This is a genomic window from Desulfoferrobacter suflitae, assembly GCF_022603395.1.
Taxonomy (GTDB): domain Bacteria; phylum Desulfobacterota; class Syntrophobacteria; order Syntrophobacterales; family Syntrophobacteraceae; genus Desulfoferrobacter; species Desulfoferrobacter suflitae.
In genome coordinates, this window is record NZ_JAIBKA010000002.1 from 1 (window position 1) to 21,949 (window position 21,949).

The following is a 21,949-nucleotide window of genomic DNA, read 5'->3' on the forward strand; positions in this document are numbered from 1 at the left end:
GACCAGCACCACGGCCGGCGCGCCGCCAAAGTCCTTGAAGACCTGCAGGGATATTTTGATGATCTTTTCCGAGAAAAGCTCTTCCAGGTGCGGCAGTATATAATCCTTGGACTTTGCAACGATTTCCTTCAGTCGTTCGAGGTTGTCCCCCTGCACCACAACCAGTTCCCAATCCTGTCGATTCATCCCCGATGGCGCCCACAATGCCGTATCCAAGACTTCCTGCAACAGCTCCTGCGGGATTTCTCTGGGCATATATTTGCGGATACTTCGACGTTCTTTTATGGCCGAATCCAAATCCATGGCAATCCACCTTAATTCCGAATAAAAACAATCTTCGCAGGTCTTTCTGCACAGAGCTCTATAACATTATCCCTCATACCATCTTTGCTGTGTTTTTGTACATGTTTTGAACGACGATAATGTCGGGTCAACTTGTTGACCCCCCGGGAACAGACGCGATATTATAGTGTTCCAGTAGAGTTTTCTTTGCCATTTGATAAACAGGGTTTTCTTTGGGAATCATCTCGCTACCTCGGGGGGATGCAGCCATGGATGCAAGCCTGTGATCGTTCCGCCGGATGCATCACCCGCCTTTTTTGGCGGGAGGTCGCCCAGGCGATGTATGAACGATTGAATGCCATAACCTTTGCAGACTTATTGGAAACCACTGACACAGATTCCCCCTGTAGACGATTCAGGTGTGCGATCCATGAAAATTGTATCCATTGCGTTCAGCCCAAAGAAAGGAACGCGTAAGACGCGGGTAGATCATGCCGTCGTGATCAAGGACCACGGTTTGGATGGGGATGCTCATGCCGGGGAATGGCACCGGCAGGTAAGCTTTCTGGCGGCTGAAAGCATTGCACGAGCGCGCAGTCAGGGACTCGAGGTTAGCTTTGGCGATTTTGCAGAAAACATTGCCACGGAAGGAATCGATTGGCTTACAGTAGCCCTCGGGACTCAGTTTCAATTGGGTGAAAAGGCTGTTGTCGAGATCACTCAGATCGGCAAAGAGTGTCATAAGAAATGCGCCATCTATTACCAGGCCGGGGACTGTATCATGCCGCGCGAGGGTGTTTTTGCCCGGGTTCTCGAGGGAGGCGTCATTCGAGTGGGGGACGTCATTAGGCGCCTGCAGTGATGCACCGCGTCACCTCGAACAGTGTGCGGTGGGATGATGCGGTTGAGAAGAATTCGCACCATTTCGGAGAAGATCATGCAAGTGGCATCCATTCAGATGTCCGCTGTTGATGAAGACAAATCCAAGACGATAGACAAGGCGACCGGTCTAATTCGGTCGTGCCGGGGTTCGGATTTGATCGTTTTGCCGGAAATTTGGAATGTCGGTTTCATGAGCTTCGATCGCTACATACCTGAAGCAGAAAGCAGGGATGGACCGACTCTGTCCGCACTGCGGGAACTGGCGGCGGAACTAAAAGCCTACCTGCACAGCGGCAGCTTTGTCGAAAAAGACGGGGATCATTATTATAATTCGAGTTACCTGATTTCGCCAAAAGGCGATCTGCTGGGGAACTATCGGAAGATCCACCTGTTCGGCTACCATTCCCTGGAAGCTCAAATCCTGACGGCGGGAAAGAGAATCTCGGTGGTCGCCACACCACTCGGCAGAATCGGCATGGCTACCTGCTACGATCTCCGTTTTCCGGAATTTTTCCGCCGCATGATCGATCTTGGAGCAGAACTGTTTACCGTTTGTTCGGCCTGGCCGCAGGCGCGACTGGAACACTGGCTTCTGCTCAATCGAGTTCGTGCGCTGGAAAATCAAAGTTACCTTATTTCGGCCAACTCCGTTGGCTTTGATCAGGGGATTCTCATGGCAGGCCGCAGCATGACCGTCGACCCATGGGGGATCGCCATAGCAAGTGCCGGAGACCACGAAGTGATCCTCAAGGCACAAGTCGATCGTGCTCGAGTAGATCGGGCCCGCGCACAATTTCCAGCCCTGCAGGACCGCGTCGACTGGCTCAACCCCGCAGCGGGAGCATGTGATGAAACTTCGCCTGTGTGACGGCAACGAAGCGCTGGCATGGGCTGCTTTTGAAGCCGGCTGCCGCTTTTTTGCCGGGTATCCCATCACGCCGGCCACATCGATCTTCAACGCCATGCTGAACATCCTCCCACCCGCCGGCGGTATCGTTTTGCAGGCGGAAGATGAAATAGCCGCCATGGGGTATTGCATCGGAGCATCCATGTGCGGTCTGAAAGCCATGACGGCCACTTCCGGTCCGGGTCTCAGCCTTTACTCGGAGCAGCTTTCATTCGCCATAGGGTCTGAGATACCGCTGGTGGTCGTCGATGTTCAACGCCTCGGCCCTTCCACCGGATCCGCTACCAAGGGCGCCGATGGGGATATCCAGTTTTTGCGCTGGGGCACTTCCGGGGGCCTGCCGGTGATCGTACTTGCTCCGGTGGACGCGGGGGATTGTTTCACTTTGACCCTGCACGCCTTTAATTTGGCTGAGCAATATCGCTGCCCGGTGTTTCTTGCCTCCAACAAGGAAGTGGCACTGACCCGGGAAACTGTCGACTGGAGCAGCATGGAACGACCAGCAATAATCGATCGCGCTCCTCCCCGTGCCGACCGGCCGTTCCTGCCTTTCCAACCGCTTCCCGACAGCGACGTGCCGGGCTTCCTGCCCCTGGGAGATGCCACTCTGGTGCGGCAGACGTCTTCGACTCATGGCACGGACGCCTATATCACCACCGATCCCGCCGTCATTTCATCTATCAATGAGCGCATGAAGCGCAAAGTCGAGAGCCGGGTCGACCGCTTCAGTTACGCGCAGGCGGTCATCGAACCGCAGGCCGAAACCATGATCGTCACCTACGGCATTACCGGGAGGGCGGCGCGAGACGCCTGCAAGGAGCTCAAAGCCCGGGGGAAACCCGCTTCCCTCCTGATTCTCAAGACCCTTTGGCCGGTCCCCGAGGAACTCATCCGGCAGCAGACTCAGGATGCCAAACGCGTGCTCGTAGTAGAGATGAACCTCGGCCAGTACGTCACGGAAGTGAAGCGTATCCTGAAGCATAAGTCCGTTGAATTCCTGGGGCAGATGAACGGCCGTTTGATCACTCCCGCACAGATCAGGGAGGCGGCCATTGGCTAGCTTACTTAACAAGAATCGCCCTCCGGTGTTTTGCCCCGGCTGTTCACACGAAACCGTACTGCGCGCTCTTGACCGAGCCTTTCAGAATATGGGCCTGTGCCGGAACCAGATCGTGATGGTAAGCGACATCGGCTGTTCCGGGTTGTTTGACACTTTCTTCAACACACACGCCTTGCATGGACTGCATGGCCGGGCGTTGACCTATGCCGCCGGAATCAAGCTGGCACGCCCGGACCTGCAGGTGGTGGTGACAATGGGCGATGGGGGTCTCGGTATCGGGGGCGCCCATCTACTCGCCGCGTGCCGGAGGAACCTGGATCTCACGCTGCTCCTGCTCAACAATTTCAACTTCGCCATGACCGGTGGCCAGTTCTCGTCCACAACACCTGCTGCGGCTTCCATCGGCTCGGGGTTTTTGAACAGCATCGAACGCCCCATGGACGCCGGCCAAGTAGCAACAGCGGCAGGCGCTCCCTATGTTGCCCGGGTATCCGCGTACCATAGGAATCTCGCCCACCTGCTGGAATGTGCCCTGCGTTATCGCGGTTTCAGCTTCGTCGATATCCAGGGCATCTGCCCGGGCCGCTACCTGAAACACAACAGGTTGACGCCGCAAATGATCAATGAGAACCTGTCCAAACTGCATCCTTTGGAGGGTGCCGTTGCAGAAAATGAACGACCGGAATATTTCGACGCGTATGCCAGCATCACCGCACGGCTAAAGCCGGCCGAGCCGCCCAGCCCGATCGAAGTAACCTGCAAACCGCCCGACTCCGAACGCCAGGAGATTGTATTGCTCGGCAAAGCGGGACAACGTATTCAGACAGCGGGTGAAGTTCTGTGCATTGCCGGTTTGACCGCCGGGTTGCAGGTCACGCAAAAGACCGATTACGCCATCACGGTCATGACCGGTCCCTCGGTAAGCGAAGTGATACTGTCGCCGCAAGCCATCCATTTCACAGGGATCACCCAACCAACCATTGTCATTGCTCTGGCCAAGGAAGGAATCGATCGTCACCGGGATATGTTTTCCCGGCTGGATTCCAAGACCCTGCTCATTCAGGCAACTGGAATCGCTGTTCCCGCCAGCCGGGCCCGAGTGATCTCGCTCGATTTCCAGGCACTGCACCTCAAAAAATCCGACTGGGCGCTGGCCTGTCTTGCGGTTTTGGCCGCAATGAACAAAGCCATCAGCCGCGCCATGCTGGACGCTGCGATCAATCTGCAGTTCAAGCCGCCCGTGCGCGAGACCGTGAAAGCCCTCATCCATCACACCTTCACCAAAACTTTCATGCAGCGTAACGCCTGTATTGAATCCATCACGGAAAATTTTTAGACGGTTGTTCCCTGATCAACATGGTAACATCTTCGTGGCGACCCATGACCTGCGTCTTTAAAGGCGGCGATTGCATCACAGCAACCTAAACTTTGTATCACAGCGTGACAGGAGCATACTGATGATTGTCCCGACCAAGGCATTTTTCACCAAGGGGATTGGCTTCCACAAAAATGAACTCCAATCGTACGAACTGGCGCTGCGCGATGCACGCATTGAAACGCAGAATATTGTCAGTGTATCGAGCATCTTCCCGCCCGAGTGTCAAATCATCGGTTTGGAGGAGGGATTGAGGCTTCTGAAGCCCGGACAGATCACATTTTGCGTTATGGCCAAGCTGAGTGCCAACGAGTACGGCAGAATGATCGGCGCATCCGTCGGCATCGCTTTCCCTGCCGACCGCAGACATTACGGCTATATCAGCGAGTATCATGCATTTGGCAAGGAAGAGATCGAGGTGGGAGATTTTGCCGAGGACCTGGCTTCCACCATGCTTGCCACAACCCTCGGCGTGGAGTTCGATCCGGACAAGGACTACGACGAGAGAAGAGAGATTTATTTGATGAGCGGAAAGGTTGTTGAAGCATTATCTTTTCCGTGTGTCGCCATGGGCAGAAAAGGCGGCTACGTGACGGTGATATCCTGTGCGGTATTCATCGAGTGACGGGCCGTTTGGGGGCTGCTGCGGACCCCCATTCATCGGAGAAGAAGTTTTCTGTTCGGCCGACCGGAATATTTTTTCCAACTCCTCGCTCGGAGGTTACAATCATGTTCGATGGTTTGGATCCTGTTTTGCTGTCCCGTATCCAGTTTGCCTTCACCATTTCCTTCCACATTCTTTTTCCGGCCTTCACTATAGGACTGGCGAGCTGGCTTGCCGTGCTCGAGTGGCGCTGGTTGAGGACGGGCAACCCCGTCTATGCGGAAGTTTATCGCATGTGGGTCAAGATTTTCGCCGTCACCTTTGGCATGGGGGTTGTCTCCGGCGTGGTCATGTCTTTTCAGTTGGGCACCAACTGGTCGGTCTTTTCCGACCGGGCCGGAAATGTACTAGGCCCGCTACTGGGATTCGAGGTACTGACTGCGTTCTTCCTGGAAGCCTCTTTCCTTGGGGTGATGCTGTTCGGCTGGAACCGGGTGAGCCCCAGGATGCACTTTTCAGCGACCGTCATCGTGGCGGTTGGGACCCTCATTTCCGCCTTCTGGATCTTGTCTGCCAACAGTTGGATGCAGACACCGCAGGGATTCGCCGTGGCGAAGGACGGCCTGTTTTACCCGAGCAACTGGCTGCAGATTATCTTCAACCCTTCTTTTCCATTCCGTTTTGTGCACATGGTCACGGCCGCCTACCTGACCACCGCCTTCGTGGTGGCGGGAGTCGGCGCCTTCTACCTGTGGCGCAGCATCTATCTCAGGCATGCTCGAGTGATGCTGGGAATGGCCATGATCATGGCCATTTTCGTGGCCCCGGTGCAGTTGCTGCTGGGCGACATGCACGGGCTCAACACCCTCGAACATCAGCCCACCAAGGTTGCCGCCATCGAAGGTCTTTGGGAAACCGAGCGAGGCGCTCCACTGCGGCTGTTTGGCTGGCCGGACCAGGAACACGAGATCACCCGCTATGCCATTGAAATTCCCAGGTTGTCGAGTCTCATCCTGACCCATAGCCTGGACGGTGAAGTGAAGGGACTGAAGCACTGGCCCAGGAATGAGCGCCCTCCAGTGGCAGCGGTTTTCTGGTCGTTTCGCATCATGGTGGGAATCGGGATACTGATGATTGTGACCGGCCTCAGCGGACTGGTTCTGTTCTTGAGAAAACGCTTGTTTGATACCCGCTGGTTTCAATATTGGTGCATGGCCTTGACTCCTGCCGGGTTCCTTGCCGTCCTGGCAGGCTGGCTCGTCACCGAGGTCGGCCGGCAGCCTTACATCATCCAGGGCTATATGCGCACGGCTGATGCCGGATCGCCCCTGCTGTCGACACCCGTTGCCATGTCACTGACTGCCTTTATCGTCACCTATAGCTTCGTGTTCGGCGCCGGCACCTACTACATTCTGAAATTGATCGCCAACGGGCCCGATACCGAGGATGATGCCTATGGCTCCCACGGCGTCAAACAGCCGCCCCTCATCACCACCTTAGGTTCCGAAAAAGGAGGCCGCCATGTTTAGTTTCGATACCTTCCTGGATTTGCCCCTCATTTGGTTCGGCCTCATCGCTGCGGCAATATTTCTTTATGTACTGCTCGACGGTTTCGATTTGGGAGTGGGCATTTTGTTTCCCTTTGCCCCCTCTGAACAGTGCCGCGACAGGATGATGAATTCCATCGCCCCGTTCTGGGACGGCAATGAAACCTGGCTGGTGCTGAGCGGCGGTGGGCTGTTTGCCGCGTTCCCGCTGGCCTACTCGATTCTGATGCCGGCACTTTATATTCCGGTCACCTGCATGCTGCTGGGATTGATTTTTCGTGGGGTGGCCTTCGAATTTCGCTTCAAGGCGCACAGGTCTCGCGGGATATGGGACTACTCGTTCCATTTTGGCTCGCTTGCGGCCGCTTTGATGCAGGGCATGATTCTGGGGGCATTTGTGCAGGGAATTGCGGTGGAAGGCCGCAGTTTTGGCGGGAGCCCTTTGGACTGGCTGAATGCCTACAGTGTCATGACAGGGATAGCGCTCATCTTTGGCTATGCCTTGCTGGGAGCCACCTGGCTGGTGATGAAAACGGACGGCATCGCACAGGTCTGGGCGAGAAAGTGTGCGGCTTACGTGCTGGGCCTTGTCGGGCTGTTTCTGGTAGTGGTCAGCATCAGCATGCCAATGATGGATGAACGGATTCAGAACTTGTGGTTCAGCTCTCCCAATCTATTTCGTCTACTGCCCGTCCCTTTGCTGACAATATTTTTCTTCGGCCTGATTTGGTCGGATCTCCACAGGGGGCATGAAACCCGACCTTTTTTCCTCGGCATCGGAGTCTTCCTGACCGGTTACATCGGCCTTGGCGTCAGCTTATGGCCGTGGCTGGTACCGTTTGAAGTCACCTTTCGGCAGGCGGCGGCGGCGGGACCGACCCAGTCCCTGCTGCTGGTCGGCACAGTGATCCTGCTGCCGGTGGTGCTCACATACACAGCCTATTGCTACTACATCTTTCGCGGCAAGGCATCCCATGAAAGCACTTACTGACAAGCAACGACAATGGCTATGGTTTGCACTGCTGTGGCTTGGAGGGCTATGTACCGCGGCGACCCTCGCTCATATTTTTCGGTGGCTCCTCTCGGTTGCCCGGGGAATTTAGAACCCTCTGTTCTCCATCGATACATTGCCAAACCACGCCCGACGCCTTGGGAGAACCCCTCATTTGCTCTACAGATCGAAAGTGCGGACCAGGAACGCCGCCATCTCCTCGCGCGTTACCGGGTCGTCGGGGCAAAACATCAGCGGACCGGCGCTGCAGCCGGTGGTGATTCCTTCCCGATAGAGTTGTTCAATCCAATCGGCGGCCCAGTATCCTGGCGGTACGTCGGCGAAAAGTCCGGTGGAAACCGGAGGTGAGTAAGAACTGTCATATTTTGCCCGCAAAAGAAGGATGGCCATTTCGGCACGGGTCACCTGCCGGTCCGGGCAGAAGCTGAGGGGGTTGGTGCTGCATCCTTCAGTGATGCCGTCCTGATAGCACTGTTCTATCCAATCCGCCGCCCAGTGACCCAGCGGCACGTCCACAAAAATGCCGGAGGCGGGCAGGGGCACAAAATTACCATCATGCACCCCCCTTTCCAGAAACACCGCCAGTTGATCGCGGGTGAGGGCATATCGCGGACAAAACATCAGGGGAGAACTGTTGCAGCCGGCAGTGATGCCGTTCGCGTAGAGTTTTTCGATGTCGCCAAAAGCCCAGTGATCGACCGGCACATCAGCGAACAACAGACCCGTTTGGCAGTGAGTTCCTGCAAACGGAAGGAAGTCCGGTGTGATGGCAACTTCTGTGGTCAGAGTAATGGCATGGTCGAAGTCAAGCTCTACCAGGAACGCGCAGAATCCTGTTGGAGGCTGAGGCACGTAACCAGTGTAGACGCCGTCGCCCTGGTCAAAGAGTGGCGAACTGGTCCAAACGGGACCTATGGTTTCCAGACGAAAATCACGCGCTACAGGGTTATGGGCCTGCCATAAGCGGACTGCATTGGGAGTGGTCTGTGTTTCTACCCTGATGGAACCGTCGGCTTCAAACGACCAGGTGAATTGCGGCAAATTTTCCTCATATATGGCCCTGCCCGCCCATGACAGAGCAAACAGGATCAACTTTTCGATGGCCTGCTGCTGGCTGTGATCGGTGTTGACCGTATAGCGCAGATGTTTGACCTGGGGCAGGGCGGAAAAGTAAAAACGGCTCGAGTCCGGCAGGAAGAACTGATCGCCGGCAGACACCACCAGCAGTTTTGGCATGGTGTATTTTGAGAAGTAGGTCATGGGGTCGATGATCTTCAGAGCATCCTCTGCATGGATTTCGGCCGGGTTTTCCATGCGACAAAACAGGTCGAATTTAACGTATTCGTGCAGGGCTGGGGCATAGAATCCATAGGCTTCCCAGTGGTGTTTGATGTTTTCAAGGATGTTGGGAATATCGATTGACATTGGAACCATTGCTTTCACTCGAGGATCAACAGCGGCTGTCAGGTAGGTCGTCCAACCCCGCTTGGATGCACCAGCAAGCATGAATTCACTGACATCGCCCAATGTTTCCTGAACCACGTCCATGGCGCGAACCACGGCCTTGACCATAGCCATATGGGCGATCCACTCCTGATCGCCGGTCACCAGCGCTTTATCCAGCCCGTATGCCAGGATTGCATCCTCCTTGCGGCTCTTGCCATGGTCATCGGCGAATTTGAGGGGCTGATTCGGCACCTGGTCCAATTGCACGTAAGTGATTCCGGTCAGCAGGCAGGCCGCAGCAATTGCGTCATTCGCCTCTGCGGGCAAATCCCCATTGTCGCCCCCGCCGATCACCATCAGCACTTTGTCCGTTCTGAACAGGGGCTCAATGATGCCGAGATCATGCTCCCACAGCACGCGATCCACTGCGTCTGCAGAGCGCCATTGCTGCGAAATCAGTCGAATTGTGTACTTGGTCCACCCGATATTGTGGTCGCGTTTGTATTCATACCATGTATAATTCGTGTCGAGTTTACCGGCATAACGTGCCAGAGCATTTTCCGCACCGGCCTGGTTGGGAATGAACACAGCCGTGACACGCTTGTTTTCATTCATCGTCAGCTGGGCAGGGTTGGTTGAGCCGCTGAGGCTGCCTTCCCAGTGGTCGAACTGCCAGCCATCGGCAGGTATCGCGGTGATCGTCCGCTGGCTGTCGTCGGATAACCGGTGGACTCCTACGGCCGGATCGGTGGCTCCCTCGCCTATGGAGGTCAGGGAAAGGTAGTTCGTCGCGGCAAGCGCTGCGCCATTTGGCGGGAACAGCGCAAGAAACAGGGTGCACACAAGCACAAAAGGAAGCCTGGCATGGATGTTGTTTGACATTCGGATCATCTCCTTTTTCTTGTTTTTCCTATTGAGCCGATGGAACTATCCCGTCGACGATAGCGCGAGCAAGAAAGGACTATTGGCGGCTATGCAAGTATCAGTCATCCTTGCCCATCCTGTCCAGACAAGTTTCAACCATGCCATTGCGCACACGGTTGTCGCGCAGCTCCAGGCGAACGGGCACAGCGTCTTTTTTCATGACCTGTACGGCGAGCAATTCAACCCGCTGCTGCCCGCAGGAGAAATCCCCAAAGACGCAACCGTTCCGGCACAAATTAGAGAGCACTGCGAAGAGATTCGCCAGGCAGACGGCATCGTTGTCATTCACCCCAACTGGTGGGGACAACCCCCTGCAGTGCTCAAAGGCTGGATCGACCGAGTGATTCGCCCCGGGCTAGCCTACGAGTTCCTGGAGGGTGACAGCGGTGAGGGCACTCCCAAGGGCCTGCTGCGCGCCACGGCTGCCGTCGTCTTCAATACCTCCAATACTCCTCCGGAAAGGGAACAGAACATCTTTGGCGATCCACTTGAAACCATTTGGAAAAACTGCGTCTTTGGTCTCTGTGGCGTCAGTGCCTTTTATCGTTTCACCTTCAGCGTGGTGGTCACCAGCACGCACGATGAAAGGAAGCGGTGGCTGCAGGAGGCGAGGTCCACCATTGATCGGTTTTTTCCTGCACGAGCCGTTAGCTGAATCGTCTACTCTTCGACAACCGGATTGCGCAGGATGCCGATTCCTTCAATTTCGATTTCCACCGCATCACCATGTTTGATGGGGCCCACGCCGCTTGGCGTGCCGGTGGCAATGATATCCCCCGGCATGAGAGTGAAATTCATGGATATGAAGGCAATGATCCTGGGGATGGGGAAAATCATGTGGCGCGTGTTGGAGTCCTGCACCGTCCTGCCGTTCAGCCGACACCGAATATTCAGGTTTTGGGCATCGCCGATAGCTTCCGCCGGCACCAATCGAGGTCCAATGGGACCAAAAGTGTCCAGGGACTTTCCGCGAAACCAGCCGGAGCGATCTCCCGTTTGGAGATTGCGCTGGCTCACGTCGTTCATGCAGGTGTATCCAAGGACATGCTGCATCGCCTGATCTTCCTGCACATTTTTGCACCTGTCCCCGATGACAATGGCCAGTTCCGCTTCATAATCATTTCTGATCTCTTCGAAGCCATAGGTTTTCAAGAATTTCGGTATTATGATCGGCTCTTCGTGACCGATCAGCACGTTGGGAGTCTTGGGAAACAAGATCGGCTCACGGGGAACCTCGTCGGTGAACCCGCGCACCCTGACGGAATGACTCTCCGCAATATGATCCCGGTAATTGAGACCGAGTGCTATGATCTTGCTGGGATTGACCACGTACACTTCTTTTTTGCCGAAGACCGGTAGCGTCACCATCATCTCTACTCCGCGCATTGTTAATCCACAGACTGAAAGGCTACCCTGCAGTGGGTTCAAAGTGCTGCTCCGTCATCCCGGCAGCCCGCAGTCACGGACCTCCCAAGATTCCGAATTTTCTCGGACTGGCGGAGTTGACACCTTTACGTACGCACTCGCAGGAGCGTATGGCCTCATTAAAAGATGACCGCCAAAGAATGTAGCACACCCTCAAATTGAGGTTAACCATTTCCCTTTGCCGCACCGGCAGGATAGCGGCCGAGGGATCACCAAAGCACGCTTGCGGGTTTGGAGAAAGCCAAATCATCCCTTCTGTTAACAAGAGCAGGTAATGTGCTTTCGGGCAGAGCATGAGGGCAACTCGAGATGGTCTGAACGCCATTCTGAGCGTAATGCACAATAGGGCTAGTGGCCGGCTTACCGTTGTGCTATGCTTGATTCAATACTGTTATTTTGTCACTCAATATTGTTGTGCGTAACACACGGGGCGCGATTGACATGCTCCAGAATGAGGGTGCGACATGAAGCCTCTGCCAACCATTTGCCTTGTTGTCTGGGTGACGCTGCTGCCGGCAGTCGCTGCCCATGGTGCCATCAAGAATAAAGGCGACCTCGACCAGACGGTCCAACCTGGGATCATGCCCGGGATGGTGTATGTTTCAGACTTTGCCATCGATGTCGCTGAAATCCACGAGGATAGTGGTATTCTCAACAGGGGAGGCCTGCTCAAAGGCAGGCTGCTGGAAAGGCACGGACCGTTGGAACAAGGGCAGGACGCGTCCGCAGTGGCGGCAAACCTGGTGAGCCGTTTGGCAGCTTCCATAGTCGAAGGGCTAAACGCAAGGAACATACCCGCGGTGCGAATCCCCAAGGATCAGTCGGTACCCGCTATGGGCTGGCTGGTGCGAGGGCAGTTCCTGCAGGTAGATGAGGGCAATCGACTGCGTCGCGCCGTGATCGGCTTCGGGGAAGGCGCGACGGACATGCAGATCCACGTGGAGGTGTGCGATCTGGCATCACATCCCGACACCCCATTCCTGTCATTTGGCGCGGAAACGGGCAGTGGCAGGAAGCCGGGCGCGGTGGTCACCATGAATCCTTATGCGGCGGCGGCAAAATTTGTTCTGGCAAAAAACGCCACCAATGAGGACGTAGACCGGGCCGGCGCCGAAATCGCCGGAGCAATCGTCAAGTACATGAAAGAACGGGGTCTGCTTGGACCAACCCAGTAAAATGTCACATTTAAATGCGCCTGAATTTTGAGCTTGACCTGACGCGTGGTGAAAACAGCTTAGCGCACGTGGGGCAATACTGGTGATGCTCTTTTACATCCGGATGAGGTATGACGCGATCCTGGACATGGCGGAGGAACTTTTCGGTGGCAAAAAGCTTCCCACAGGCTTCGCACCGCTCAAGAACGTGCCGGCCGATGACCTCGCCGCGAATTGAAATAGTCCGCACACTCTCCCTATCGACCAGTTCAATGGCGCCTGTAGGACAAATGTTGACGCAGGTGCCGCAGCCGATGCAGAGCCCCTCGGTGGGCACCACAAAATTTCCCGTTTCGCGCTTTTCCATTTTCAAGGCTCTGGCGCCCACAATTTCTTTGCACACTCGGATACAGAGCCGGCAGCGAATACACCCGTCGGGTGGGGGACCAAGTTCCACACCATAATCATCCGCAAGCTTTCGGATCACCCTGGATTGCGGCGCCATTTGCAGAAGATCTTTAAAAGCTTTGGTGCGAGCCTTTTGCACCAAGTCGCTCTCGGTCCTGACGATGAGTCCTTCTTTCACCTTGAGAACACAGGAAAGCATGGTGAGCTGCCGCCCTGTCTGCCCGGTCACCTCGACCGCACAGAGCTTGCACGAACCGGACGGCTTCAGGGCCGGGTGATAACAAAGGGTCGGTAGTTTAATGCCGTTTGCTCTGGCCACCTCAAGAATGGTTTTTTGCTCCTCCACCTGAAGGGCTTGATCATTCAATATGACTTGAACCATTATTGATCTCCCATGATGTCTAATCCTGTCCTGCTTCCTGCAGGTCGGCAAGGTAGTCGTGAAGATATCGCAGTTCGGCATTCAGTGAAGCCACATGGTGCTGCACTATCTCCCGGAGGGGAATGATGCGGGTGATTCGGCCTCCCTCGACAACCGGCAGGTGGCGGATATCCATCTGCAGCATTGTGCTCAGAGCTTCACTGACTTTTTCAGTGGATTCGGCAACGAACAGCCGATTGGTCATGACCTGACGCACCATCACCTGGGAAATCGGCCGGCCCCGATAATGGGCATGACAGCGCATGACATCGCGTTCCGTAAAGATTCCAACCGGTTGATCTTGGTGGGCGATGATCAAGGCACCGGCTCTGCTCTGCGCCATCAGATCGATTGCCTCCTCGACGCTGAGATCCCCCGATACAAAGTGAACGGACATTCCGCCGGCATCAGGCAAATCCTGCAGTCGCATCAAAGCCTCATCTGTGGTGTTCCACCGCCGCTATCAAGGGCCATGCCGTCGACCCACCGGGCGCTGTAACCGAACTTTTCAATGCAGGATCGCATCCTCCTCACTCCTCAAGAGGGCGCAGACAGTCCTGTGGGAAGCGGTGTGTTCCTTTTTCGTCGAGGCTGACTTCGATCAGCGCGTCGGGATCATTTTTGGAGATGTCCGGATCAGTAATAATTCCGTGCATGCCGATGTACTGATTCATATAGTCCTGCCAGCTTTCATCCTCCGATGGTCTGAAGACAACCACTTTTTGGCCCCTGCGAAAGCTCATCTTGCTGCCCTCCTGATGGTCTCAAAACACGTTTCCACCCGCGCGCCGGCTAATCTGCCGGCTTTCTTGTCGAAGCAGGCGGCGAAATCTCTGAATGTCGCTCGGCTGCCAACTTTCTAGCGCATGCGACGCACAGAGTCAAATCACCGGCGGTGGGTCCAACGCTTTTGATCCTCTTGGTTATATAATCGTGATACCTTGCGGGGCCGACCGGGACTCCACATTGCTGGCAATATTCGAGCTTCAAGCGGTTGAGCACGGTCCCGCAGAGCATGACACAGCGTTCCCCATCTTGGTCGCGTACGATCATGGCTTCATTAGGGCAGTTGGCCGCACAGGCTCCGCACGCGATGCACCGTTCGGCAGTGGAGCGCAAATCGGTGGGCACTGGGTGATCGAAATCGAGATAGCCGAGCTGCAGGGCGTTCACTCCCATCATGTCACGGCAGATTTCGACACAGCGTCCGCAGCGTCTGCAGATATCGCACCGCAGGCAACGCCTGGCTTCCTCTCTGACGGCGTTCTCGGGATAGCCCAACTCCACCTGCTGAAAGGTGATACGTCTTCGGTCCGTATTGAGGAAGGGCATTTCCGGTCGAGTCAGGCTCATTTTTGTCGACGCAGGCATTTCGATGCACTCGAGGCGACGTCTGCGAACCGGAACCGGAGGCATTTGGGGTTGTGGAATCCCGTGCAGATAGCGGTCGATCGCTTCGGCAGCCTTCTTCCCCCCGCCGATGGCCTCAACCACCGTAGCAGGACCGGAAACCACGTCTCCCGCAGCGAAAACTCCCGCAACAGAAGTCTCCATGGTCACGGTGTTGGTCGCTATGGTGTTGCGCTTGGACCACTTGAGATCCTCCAGGTCCGTGAGTCCCACGTTGTCGACCGTTTGACCGATGGCGGATATGACTGCATCGACTTCAAGCAGGTGTTCGCTGCCCTCGATCGGCACCGGGCGTCTTCTGCCTTTTTCATCGGGCTGACCCAGTTCGGCTCGCAGGCACTGGAGTCCTGTGATGCCGTCCTGATCCCCTTTAACCGCAACGGGCACCGTCAGAAAGACGAGATTGACTCCCTCTTCCTCCGCCTGTGTGACTTCCTCCTCATGAGCCGGCATCTCCGAGCGGGTTCTGCGATAGACGATGGTAACCGATTCACAACCCAGCCGGATACAGGTGCGCGCAGCATCGATGGCAACATTGCCCCCGCCAACAACGGCAACCTTCTTGCCCGGAGCATGTCGGTCGCCCAGCGCCACACGGCGCAGAAACCCTATGGCATCAATCACTTGCGGATAGTCCTCTTCACCCGGCACCATGAGCTTGTAGGCGTCGTGGGCGCCGACAGCAATGAGGAACGCTTCGAAACCCTCCCGCCTGAGTTCCTCGAAAGTCACATCCTGCCCCAGTTTGGTGTTGTAGCGGAACTCGACGCCCAACTCCTCGATGGCCCCCGCTTCACGATCAATCACTTCACGCGGCAGTCGATAACGGGGAATGCCGACCATCATCATCCCCCCCGGAACGGGCAGCGCCTCAATGATGGTGACTCGATAGCCTTTCAGCGCGAGATAATAGGCTGCCGTCATTCCGGCTGGGCCGGCACCGATGATGCACACCTTGCGCCCGTTGTCCGGAGCTTTCGACGGATTTTTATAGCGCATTTCAGACATGGCCCGTTCCGCTGCAAATCCTTTCAGATACTTGATGGATATGGGCTTATCCATACGTCCCCGAACACACATGAATTCACACGGATTCGTGCAGACCAGGCCGCAAACCCAGGGGAACGGATTGTCTTCGCGGATCAGCTCGACCGCCTCGGCATCCCGCCCCAAACCGATCAAAGTCACATAACTGGGAACATCGATCCCTGCAGGGCAAGCGATCTGACAAGGCGCCGGGGCCAGTTTGACACATTCTCCCGTGGGGCAGATGTGCGTTTCGATGTGGCTCGCAAAGACCTCGCGATGGTCGTGCAGAGCCGAGAGAACAGTACTCCCGGCCTCCACGCAGGCCTCATCCGGCCCCTCGTCCACCAACGTCCTGGCGAGGGTTTCCATGGCCGTGTAGTGCTCGGCTCCCCCTCTTCCCCAGGAAACGTCTTCCAACAGCTTTAAAAGCTCTTCAGCTCGATGCCTGCAACGCGGATAGGTGAGTCGCCCGGAGGAAAGCATCTCCGCTACACTTTTTATGGTCCTGGTGACTTCACAAATGGGACTCGCCATGAATTTTGATTCCTCTCGGGATTTCGTTAATCGGTATCAGATATCCGGCACCCGCAATGGGAGATCGGCCCCCCTACTCCAAAGCCGACATGGCTTTGGCGTAGCGCTCCCGTCTCACCTGCGGGATCTCTTCCGGTTTTCCAAAATGCAGGCAGTGGGTCGTACACACGGTCACGCAGGCCGGCTTCAATCCGGCGTCGACGCGATCTTTACAGTGATCGCACTTGACCACCTTGCCGGTTTCCGGATTCCACTGGGGCGCTCCCCACGGGCAGGCAGACATGCACGTTTTGCAGCCTACACAGAGATTTTCATCCACAAAGACAATGCCGTCTCTGGGGCGTTTCTGCATCGCCCCGGTGGGGCAAGCCGCCACGCACCACGGATTTTCACAGTGGAAGCAGGGCATGAAGGTATAGGAGGTCTTGGGCAGCTTCCCCACAAATTTGGGGCCCACCGTAACGATCTGACAAATCTTGGGACCCACAGGCAGGTTCTTGTTGCTTTTGCAGGCTACTTCGCAGCTGTGGCAGCCGATGCATTTCTTTACGTCCTGAAACAGATAATAGTTACTCATTAGCGACTTCTCCGTCTGAGAATGGTTGCGTTAAGCACACTTTAGGGCAACAAAGGTATCGTGCAGTGCGGGACTTCCACCCACCGTATCACTGATATTTTCCAACAGCAGGCTGTCGGATACTCCCCTGTTGAAGCAGCGGGTTGCAGCCTGGGCTTCATGGCCGAAACCATGCAGCATGAAGACCGCTTCAGGGTGAATGAAGTCCGTGACATATGCCCTGATCTTGCCGGCCCCGCGACTGGACGTCACTTCCACCAGCGCACCGTCTGAGATACCCAGCTGGGCCGCCCTGCGGGTGTTGATCCACAACACGTTTTCCGGTACGATTTCACTCAAATACGGATTGTTCTGGGTTGATACATGGGTGTGCAGAGCGCACCGCCCCATGGTCAAACGGAACTTGTCTTCGGGCGAAATCTTGGATTGGTAGGCAGGGAATGACTCGAATCCGGAATTTTCGAGCAAGGAGGAGACCAATTCGATCTTCTTGGAAGGGGTTTTGAACTTGATCCCATCCTGGCGGTCCCACAGAATCTGTTTGTCCGTGTAGGCGACAAATCCCTTCTCGTCAAAGTCCTCCAGGGTGAAGCCGGTGCCTTCCAATTGCCACCTGACCAGATCTTCCATGGTTTCGTACGGGAAGTACTGGGCGACCCCCAAACGTTCGGCAATCTGTTTGAGGATGATGGACGCCGGTCGGGTGTCATAGCGCGGTGGAATAACCTGCTTGCGCAGAAACATTTGGGGCTTCAGTCCATTCGCCTGCTGCACGCAGTCCGTCCGCTCGAGATAAATGGATTCGGGCAGAATGACATCCGAATACCAGGCGATGTCACTGAAGTTGATATCGATGGTCACGATAAGATCCAGCTTATCCAGAGCCTGCTTGGTGAGATTGGTGTCCGGGATGGACATCAGCGGATCGAAGCGGTTGGCGATCATTGCTTTGATGGGATACGGATCTTCGTTCAAAATGGCGAACGGAAGCATCTGTCCGACACCGTGGTTGGGGTCGGGCAATGGGAAATCCGGCGTTCCCACCTTATCGAATCTCGCGACTTGGACTTTGGGCAGATCCTGTTCGGTGAGCTTGCGCGCGGGTTTGGCTCCTACTTCTCCCGGCCCCTTCTTGATAAAGTAGCCGCCCTTGGCTTCTATGCTGCCCATGAGCACATTGAGAATGAGAATGGAGCGTCTGAGATAGATCTCATCAGTGTGACTGGCGCCGCGATACCCCATGTGGAACACGACGGAAGGCTTATCCTTGCTCACTTCCCTGGCGAAATCTACAATCTCCTCCGCCGGGATACCCGTCTCCTGCTCTGCCCATTCGGGCGTGTAGGGGCGCACAAAATCCTGCAGCCGGTGCAGCCCGTCCACCCAGCGCTCCACATAGCCGGCATCGTAAAGCCGCTCCTTGAGGATGACATGGATGAGGGCGTAATTCAGGGCAAGGTCGGTTCCCGGGCGAATCATCCAGTAACGGTTGGCCTTAGTGGCCGTTACGCTGACACGCGGATCGATGTAAGTGAGCTTCGCCCCCTTATCCAGTGCCTCAGTCACTGCGTTGGCAACCTTAACTTCGATGGCCTCAAAGATGTTTCGCCCATAAAGAATCAGCTGCTTGGTGTTCTTGTAGTCGATGCCCAATTGCGCATCGGTGTAGCCGAAAAGGGATCGGCAGGCGGTGTTGACTGACCCCTTGCACAACGCATCGTGGGTGAAGTGATTGGGCGACTTGATGGCCTTCAGAAAAGTCTTGCTGACATGCGTACTCAAATTGGTCCGTTCGCCCAAAACAACACTGTGCCCGCCGTACTGGTCGATGATTTCCCTGAGCTTTTCACCCACCATGTCGAGTGCTTCGTCCCAGTCGGCTTGCCGCCATTTGCCCGAACCGCGGGGCCCGGTACGAATCAGCGGAGTCTGCAGTCGTTCCGAATCATTGAGCAAGGCAATCCCGGCAGATCCGCGCGGGCAAAGACTGCCCTCCATCCCTGCCACATGCGGATTGCCCTCTATCCACCTGACCTGACCATTTTCTGTAACCACGCGAATGGGGCAGCGCACTGAACACATAAAACAAAGACTGTAAGTTTCTTTCTGCATTAGCTTCCTCCAACTTGCCCAAGAACCTATGTTGAATTGTTATCTCCCTTGATGGTGACTTCACGATAACTCATTTAAACAGATTTTTCTATAAACTCTCGCAACTTATGACGCAATCTCCGGATTAAACGAGCAACTGGACAACGTTTCAGTACGCCGTTGGCAATATCCCGCCTCACCCAGCTTCAAGCAGCTTGTTGATACGACTCTCCAACTCGTCAATTTCAACGGGTTTGCTCAAATACTCCTGGACCCCTAACTGGCGCGCCTTGTTCCTGGTTTCCGGCGATGAATACCCGGTCACCATCACCACTTTCGTCTGAATTTCATGGCCGTGCAGATACTCCAGAACGCTTATGCCGCTCCTGCCTTTGAGCTTGACGTCGAGCAGCACAAGATCAGGAGTATTCTGCTGCAGCCACGTTATTGCTTCGTCGGGATCAGCTATGGCGCAAACTTTATGCCCCGAAGTGGATAACACACGCTCCATGAGTCGGCCTGCATCCTTTTCATCATCGACTACTAAAATGAGCCCCATCGCACTGTCCTCGATCGTCATAGGGAGTGGTTTCGCCATGTTTGCCGCGGCTTCTTGGAAAGCAATTTCTATACCACCCATGAACCGCACCCTGCGGCGCTAATTGCCGGTGCAGCTTTCCTCACCGCCGGGCAAAGAGCCATAACCCCGATCAACTTCCGCAGGGACAAAGGGGCGCGTCGTTTCCTACCCAGCCAGGGGCGCCGCTGGAATATATCGATGCAGCCACTTTCAGCACCGCTAGATTCTCGCGGTATGCAGCGCTGTGACGAACATGGTGCAATAATTTTTTTGCACTGCAAATTTTTTAGTTCTCCCGTGCAATATATTGTTTTTACACATAGTAAATTTATTAGCCTATCATTGGTGCAAGGTTTTGTTGCACCTAAAATCACTTGGTCTCCGAAAATTGGTGGAGTACTTCAAGGGGGGTTCCCCCGGGAGCTTGTCCGAGGACTCCCTCCGCCTTGAGGGTGATGATGTAAGTCATGGACAATTCAACCTTTAGCCCAATTTATCGCCGTCAAGGGGGAGAATAATTTCCCCTTCTCGGGCAAGCTCCCGGTTATTCCTCGAGAATATTGGGGCGTACAGGCAATATCGTATTTTCGCCGAACACACCGCGGACACGGCATGGTTGGACTACGCCTGGTTGCACAAGCAACACTGAGATGTTGCTCGAACATGGATGAGCGTCTGCGTTGCTCGGATGACCGACGAGGCAAATGGAGCACGTGAATGTGCTGGCATAAAGTTTGCTCAAGTAACTTCCCGCATTTCGTATTAACCGCTTGGCAGCTTCGCAAAAGAATAATCACTTGAAAGGAGGTGAATTGAGTCAACGGTGAGCCCATTGGTGATTTCGTCCAGACGTTGGGCCATCCTGAATATGAAGCGGTTGAAATATAAGTTCAAAACTTTAGAATTCCCGTAAGAGGAGATTATTTATGCGAATGAAATTTGGATTCCTAGTTGCTATTTTTATTTTAACTGCTTGGTTTTTGTCGTGGGCGGTTGCACCGGCAACTATGGCTCAGACACAAGAACAGACAACGGAACAGGCCGCTCCGGGCAGTGCACCGCAGCAGGCACCCAAGCCGGCGCCTCAGGCTGTCACCCCGCCTCCACCTGCTCAGGCATCTCCGGCACAGATTGCGGAAAAAGCCCCTGTAAAAGAGGTCAAGTCATTGGCGGAAGCGATCGAACGGGGCAAGGCTGACGGAACGTTGCCGGCTGACGCCGCCCCCGGTTACCTCGGCATCCCCGGCGCTCCTTCACCGGGAATCGTCCTCGGCTTTTTCTGGGCGGTATGGGTCGGCTGGATCTTTTCGACGGTGGGAGCTTTCGGTGGAATTATGGCGGGTGTAGGGCATCTGACGGTTTTCGGCCTGGGCGATTATGCCCGCACTTTCAAGCAATCCTCGCCCTTTCTGAACAAGCTCATCACCGACAGTATCCGCGTATCCAATCAATATCTGGTGGGTTTGAGCGCCGCCATATCGACATTGAACTATTACAAGTTGGGGCGTATCGTATTGCCTCTGGGTATTGCTCTGGGTTTGGGATCAGTAGTGGGTGCCACCGCCATACCCTGGCTGACCGCCGGAAAAATCAAGCTCAGCCAGTATCAGGGCTGGTTCGGCTTGATCGTTTTGGTATTGGGCGGCTTCCTCACCTATGAGATGACTCCTGCGGGAGCCAAGAGCAAGAAAGAGGCAAAAGCAGCAGCCCGGGCATTCGAACAGAGCATCAAAGAGAAAAAGAGTGAGGCGGAGATCGCGGCTATGGGTGTGAAGGTCAGCAGGTTCAGCCTGAGCCAGATCACTTTTTCATTCTTCGGCGTCGAGTTCAAATTTAACCCGATCTGGCCGTTCCTCGGCGGAATCGGAATTGCAGCCATCTCTTCATTCATCGGTGTGGGCGGCGGATTTCTGTACGTGCCATTTCTTACCAGCGTGACCGGTCTGCCCATGTACATTGTGGCGGGAACTTCCGCCTTGACCGTTTTGATCTCTATGATCACCAGTATTTTCAATTACATGATGGCTGGAGCCATGGTCAGCTGGAGCCTCGTCGGAGTGGAACTGGTGGGAATATTTGTCGGCTCCATGATCGGACCACGCACTTCCAAGTACATCCCGGAAAAGGGGTTGAAAATTCTTTTCATTGTCCTGGCGGTTTATACCGGCCTTCGCTACTTCTCCAAAGGCTTCTTCGGAGTCAGTTGGGTGCCGCCGTATTAATCCGGGTACCGGCAGGTTGAACGGACTGTGTAAAGGGCAGAGGCTGCGGGCAGGGAGTG

At 55.3% G+C, this 21,949-nt stretch carries 20 protein-coding genes; 10 read left to right on the top strand and 10 right to left on the bottom strand.

All coding sequences use genetic code 11. The features are described from left to right. The coding region (locus K1V27_RS02925) for a nitroreductase family protein (RefSeq protein ID WP_258928027.1) at window positions 1–303 on the bottom strand (303 nt) is incomplete at its 3' end. A gap of 409 nt (window positions 304–712) precedes the next feature. Here K1V27_RS02925 and K1V27_RS02930 point away from each other — a divergent pair. From K1V27_RS02930 to cydB, 7 genes are all read left to right on the top strand, one after another. Beyond that, the gene (locus K1V27_RS02930) at window positions 713–1,144 is read left to right on the top strand and encodes an MOSC domain-containing protein (RefSeq protein WP_258928028.1); all 432 of its coding nucleotides are present in this window, start codon (window positions 713–715) and stop codon (window positions 1,142–1,144) included. Window positions 1,145–1,219: 75 nt separating this feature from the next. Then, entirely contained in the window at window positions 1,220–2,032 is an 813-nt protein-coding gene (locus K1V27_RS02935; protein WP_258928029.1) for a carbon-nitrogen family hydrolase, read from the top strand. After that, window positions 2,013–3,131: a transketolase C-terminal domain-containing protein gene (locus K1V27_RS02940; protein WP_258928030.1), complete on the top strand. Its 1,119-nt coding sequence runs from the start codon at window positions 2,013–2,015 to the stop codon at window positions 3,129–3,131. The genes K1V27_RS02935 and K1V27_RS02940 overlap by 20 nt, the downstream gene beginning before the upstream one ends. Further along, complete coding sequence (locus K1V27_RS02945) at window positions 3,124–4,467, top strand: thiamine pyrophosphate-dependent enzyme (RefSeq protein WP_258928031.1); 1,344 nt, start codon at window positions 3,124–3,126, stop codon at window positions 4,465–4,467. The genes K1V27_RS02940 and K1V27_RS02945 overlap by 8 nt, the downstream gene beginning before the upstream one ends. A 118-nt stretch (window positions 4,468–4,585) precedes the next feature. Then, complete coding sequence (locus tag K1V27_RS02950) at window positions 4,586–5,131, top strand: pyruvoyl-dependent arginine decarboxylase (RefSeq protein ID WP_435051659.1); 546 nt, start codon at window positions 4,586–4,588, stop codon at window positions 5,129–5,131. 104 nt (window positions 5,132–5,235) lie between these two features. Next, entirely contained in the window at window positions 5,236–6,639 is a 1,404-nt protein-coding gene (locus K1V27_RS02955) for a cytochrome ubiquinol oxidase subunit I (RefSeq protein WP_258928033.1), read from the top strand. Beyond that, window positions 6,632–7,648, top strand: coding sequence for a cytochrome d ubiquinol oxidase subunit II (gene cydB / locus K1V27_RS02960; RefSeq protein ID WP_258928034.1), 1,017 nt, complete (start codon window positions 6,632–6,634; stop codon window positions 7,646–7,648). The genes K1V27_RS02955 and cydB overlap by 8 nt, the downstream gene beginning before the upstream one ends. Window positions 7,649–7,828: 180 nt before the next feature. Here cydB and K1V27_RS02965 read toward each other — a convergent pair whose 3' ends face one another. Beyond that, complete coding sequence (locus tag K1V27_RS02965) at window positions 7,829–9,997, bottom strand: PhoPQ-activated protein PqaA family protein (protein ID WP_258928035.1); 2,169 nt, start codon at window positions 9,995–9,997, stop codon at window positions 7,829–7,831. A gap of 91 nt (window positions 9,998–10,088) precedes the next feature. Between K1V27_RS02965 and K1V27_RS02970 the strand changes: the two genes are divergently transcribed. Further along, complete coding sequence (locus K1V27_RS02970) at window positions 10,089–10,694, top strand: NAD(P)H-dependent oxidoreductase (RefSeq protein ID WP_353740520.1); 606 nt, start codon at window positions 10,089–10,091, stop codon at window positions 10,692–10,694. A 5-nt stretch (window positions 10,695–10,699) separates the two neighbouring features. Here the strand turns inward: K1V27_RS02970 and K1V27_RS02975 are convergent, their stop codons facing one another. Next, window positions 10,700–11,407, bottom strand: a complete 708-nt coding sequence (locus K1V27_RS02975) for a fumarylacetoacetate hydrolase family protein (protein ID WP_353740521.1) — start codon at window positions 11,405–11,407, stop codon at window positions 10,700–10,702. Between the two features lie 521 nt (window positions 11,408–11,928). Between K1V27_RS02975 and K1V27_RS02980 the strand changes: the two genes are divergently transcribed. Continuing rightward, complete coding sequence (locus K1V27_RS02980; protein WP_258928038.1) at window positions 11,929–12,639, top strand: DUF4410 domain-containing protein; 711 nt, start codon at window positions 11,929–11,931, stop codon at window positions 12,637–12,639. A 10-nt stretch (window positions 12,640–12,649) separates the two neighbouring features. On the opposite strand, the gene K1V27_RS02985 is transcribed toward K1V27_RS02980, so the two are convergent. The 7 genes from K1V27_RS02985 to K1V27_RS03015 form a co-directional block, all read right to left on the bottom strand. After that, window positions 12,650–13,408, bottom strand: coding sequence for a 2Fe-2S iron-sulfur cluster-binding protein (locus K1V27_RS02985; RefSeq protein ID WP_258928039.1), 759 nt, complete (start codon window positions 13,406–13,408; stop codon window positions 12,650–12,652). A 19-nt stretch (window positions 13,409–13,427) separates the two neighbouring features. After that, window positions 13,428–13,877 (bottom strand): CBS domain-containing protein, encoded by a 450-nt coding sequence (locus K1V27_RS02990; RefSeq protein WP_258928040.1) that lies wholly within the window; start codon window positions 13,875–13,877, stop codon window positions 13,428–13,430. A 100-nt stretch (window positions 13,878–13,977) separates the two neighbouring features. Next, window positions 13,978–14,190 carry a hypothetical protein gene (locus K1V27_RS02995; protein ID WP_258928041.1) on the bottom strand — a complete coding sequence of 71 codons (213 nt, stop codon included), beginning with the start codon at window positions 14,188–14,190 and terminating at the stop codon, window positions 13,978–13,980. A gap of 49 nt (window positions 14,191–14,239) precedes the next feature. After that, a complete protein-coding gene (locus K1V27_RS03000) occupies window positions 14,240–16,420 on the bottom strand; it encodes an FAD-dependent oxidoreductase (protein WP_258928042.1) in 2,181 nt (726 codons plus the stop codon). A 73-nt stretch (window positions 16,421–16,493) separates the two neighbouring features. After that, window positions 16,494–16,997, bottom strand: coding sequence for a 4Fe-4S dicluster domain-containing protein (locus tag K1V27_RS03005; protein ID WP_258928043.1), 504 nt, complete (start codon window positions 16,995–16,997; stop codon window positions 16,494–16,496). Between the two features lie 30 nt (window positions 16,998–17,027). Then, on the bottom strand, window positions 17,028–19,109 hold the full coding sequence (locus tag K1V27_RS03010; RefSeq protein ID WP_258928044.1) for a molybdopterin-dependent oxidoreductase: 2,082 nt from the start codon (window positions 19,107–19,109) through the stop codon (window positions 17,028–17,030). A gap of 175 nt (window positions 19,110–19,284) precedes the next feature. Further along, the gene (locus K1V27_RS03015) at window positions 19,285–19,686 is read right to left on the bottom strand and encodes a response regulator (protein WP_258928045.1); all 402 of its coding nucleotides are present in this window, start codon (window positions 19,684–19,686) and stop codon (window positions 19,285–19,287) included. 989 nt (window positions 19,687–20,675) lie between these two features. Here K1V27_RS03015 and K1V27_RS03020 point away from each other — a divergent pair. Next, complete coding sequence (locus K1V27_RS03020) at window positions 20,676–21,890, top strand: sulfite exporter TauE/SafE family protein (protein ID WP_258928046.1); 1,215 nt, start codon at window positions 20,676–20,678, stop codon at window positions 21,888–21,890. Window positions 21,891–21,949 lie beyond the last annotated feature (59 nt).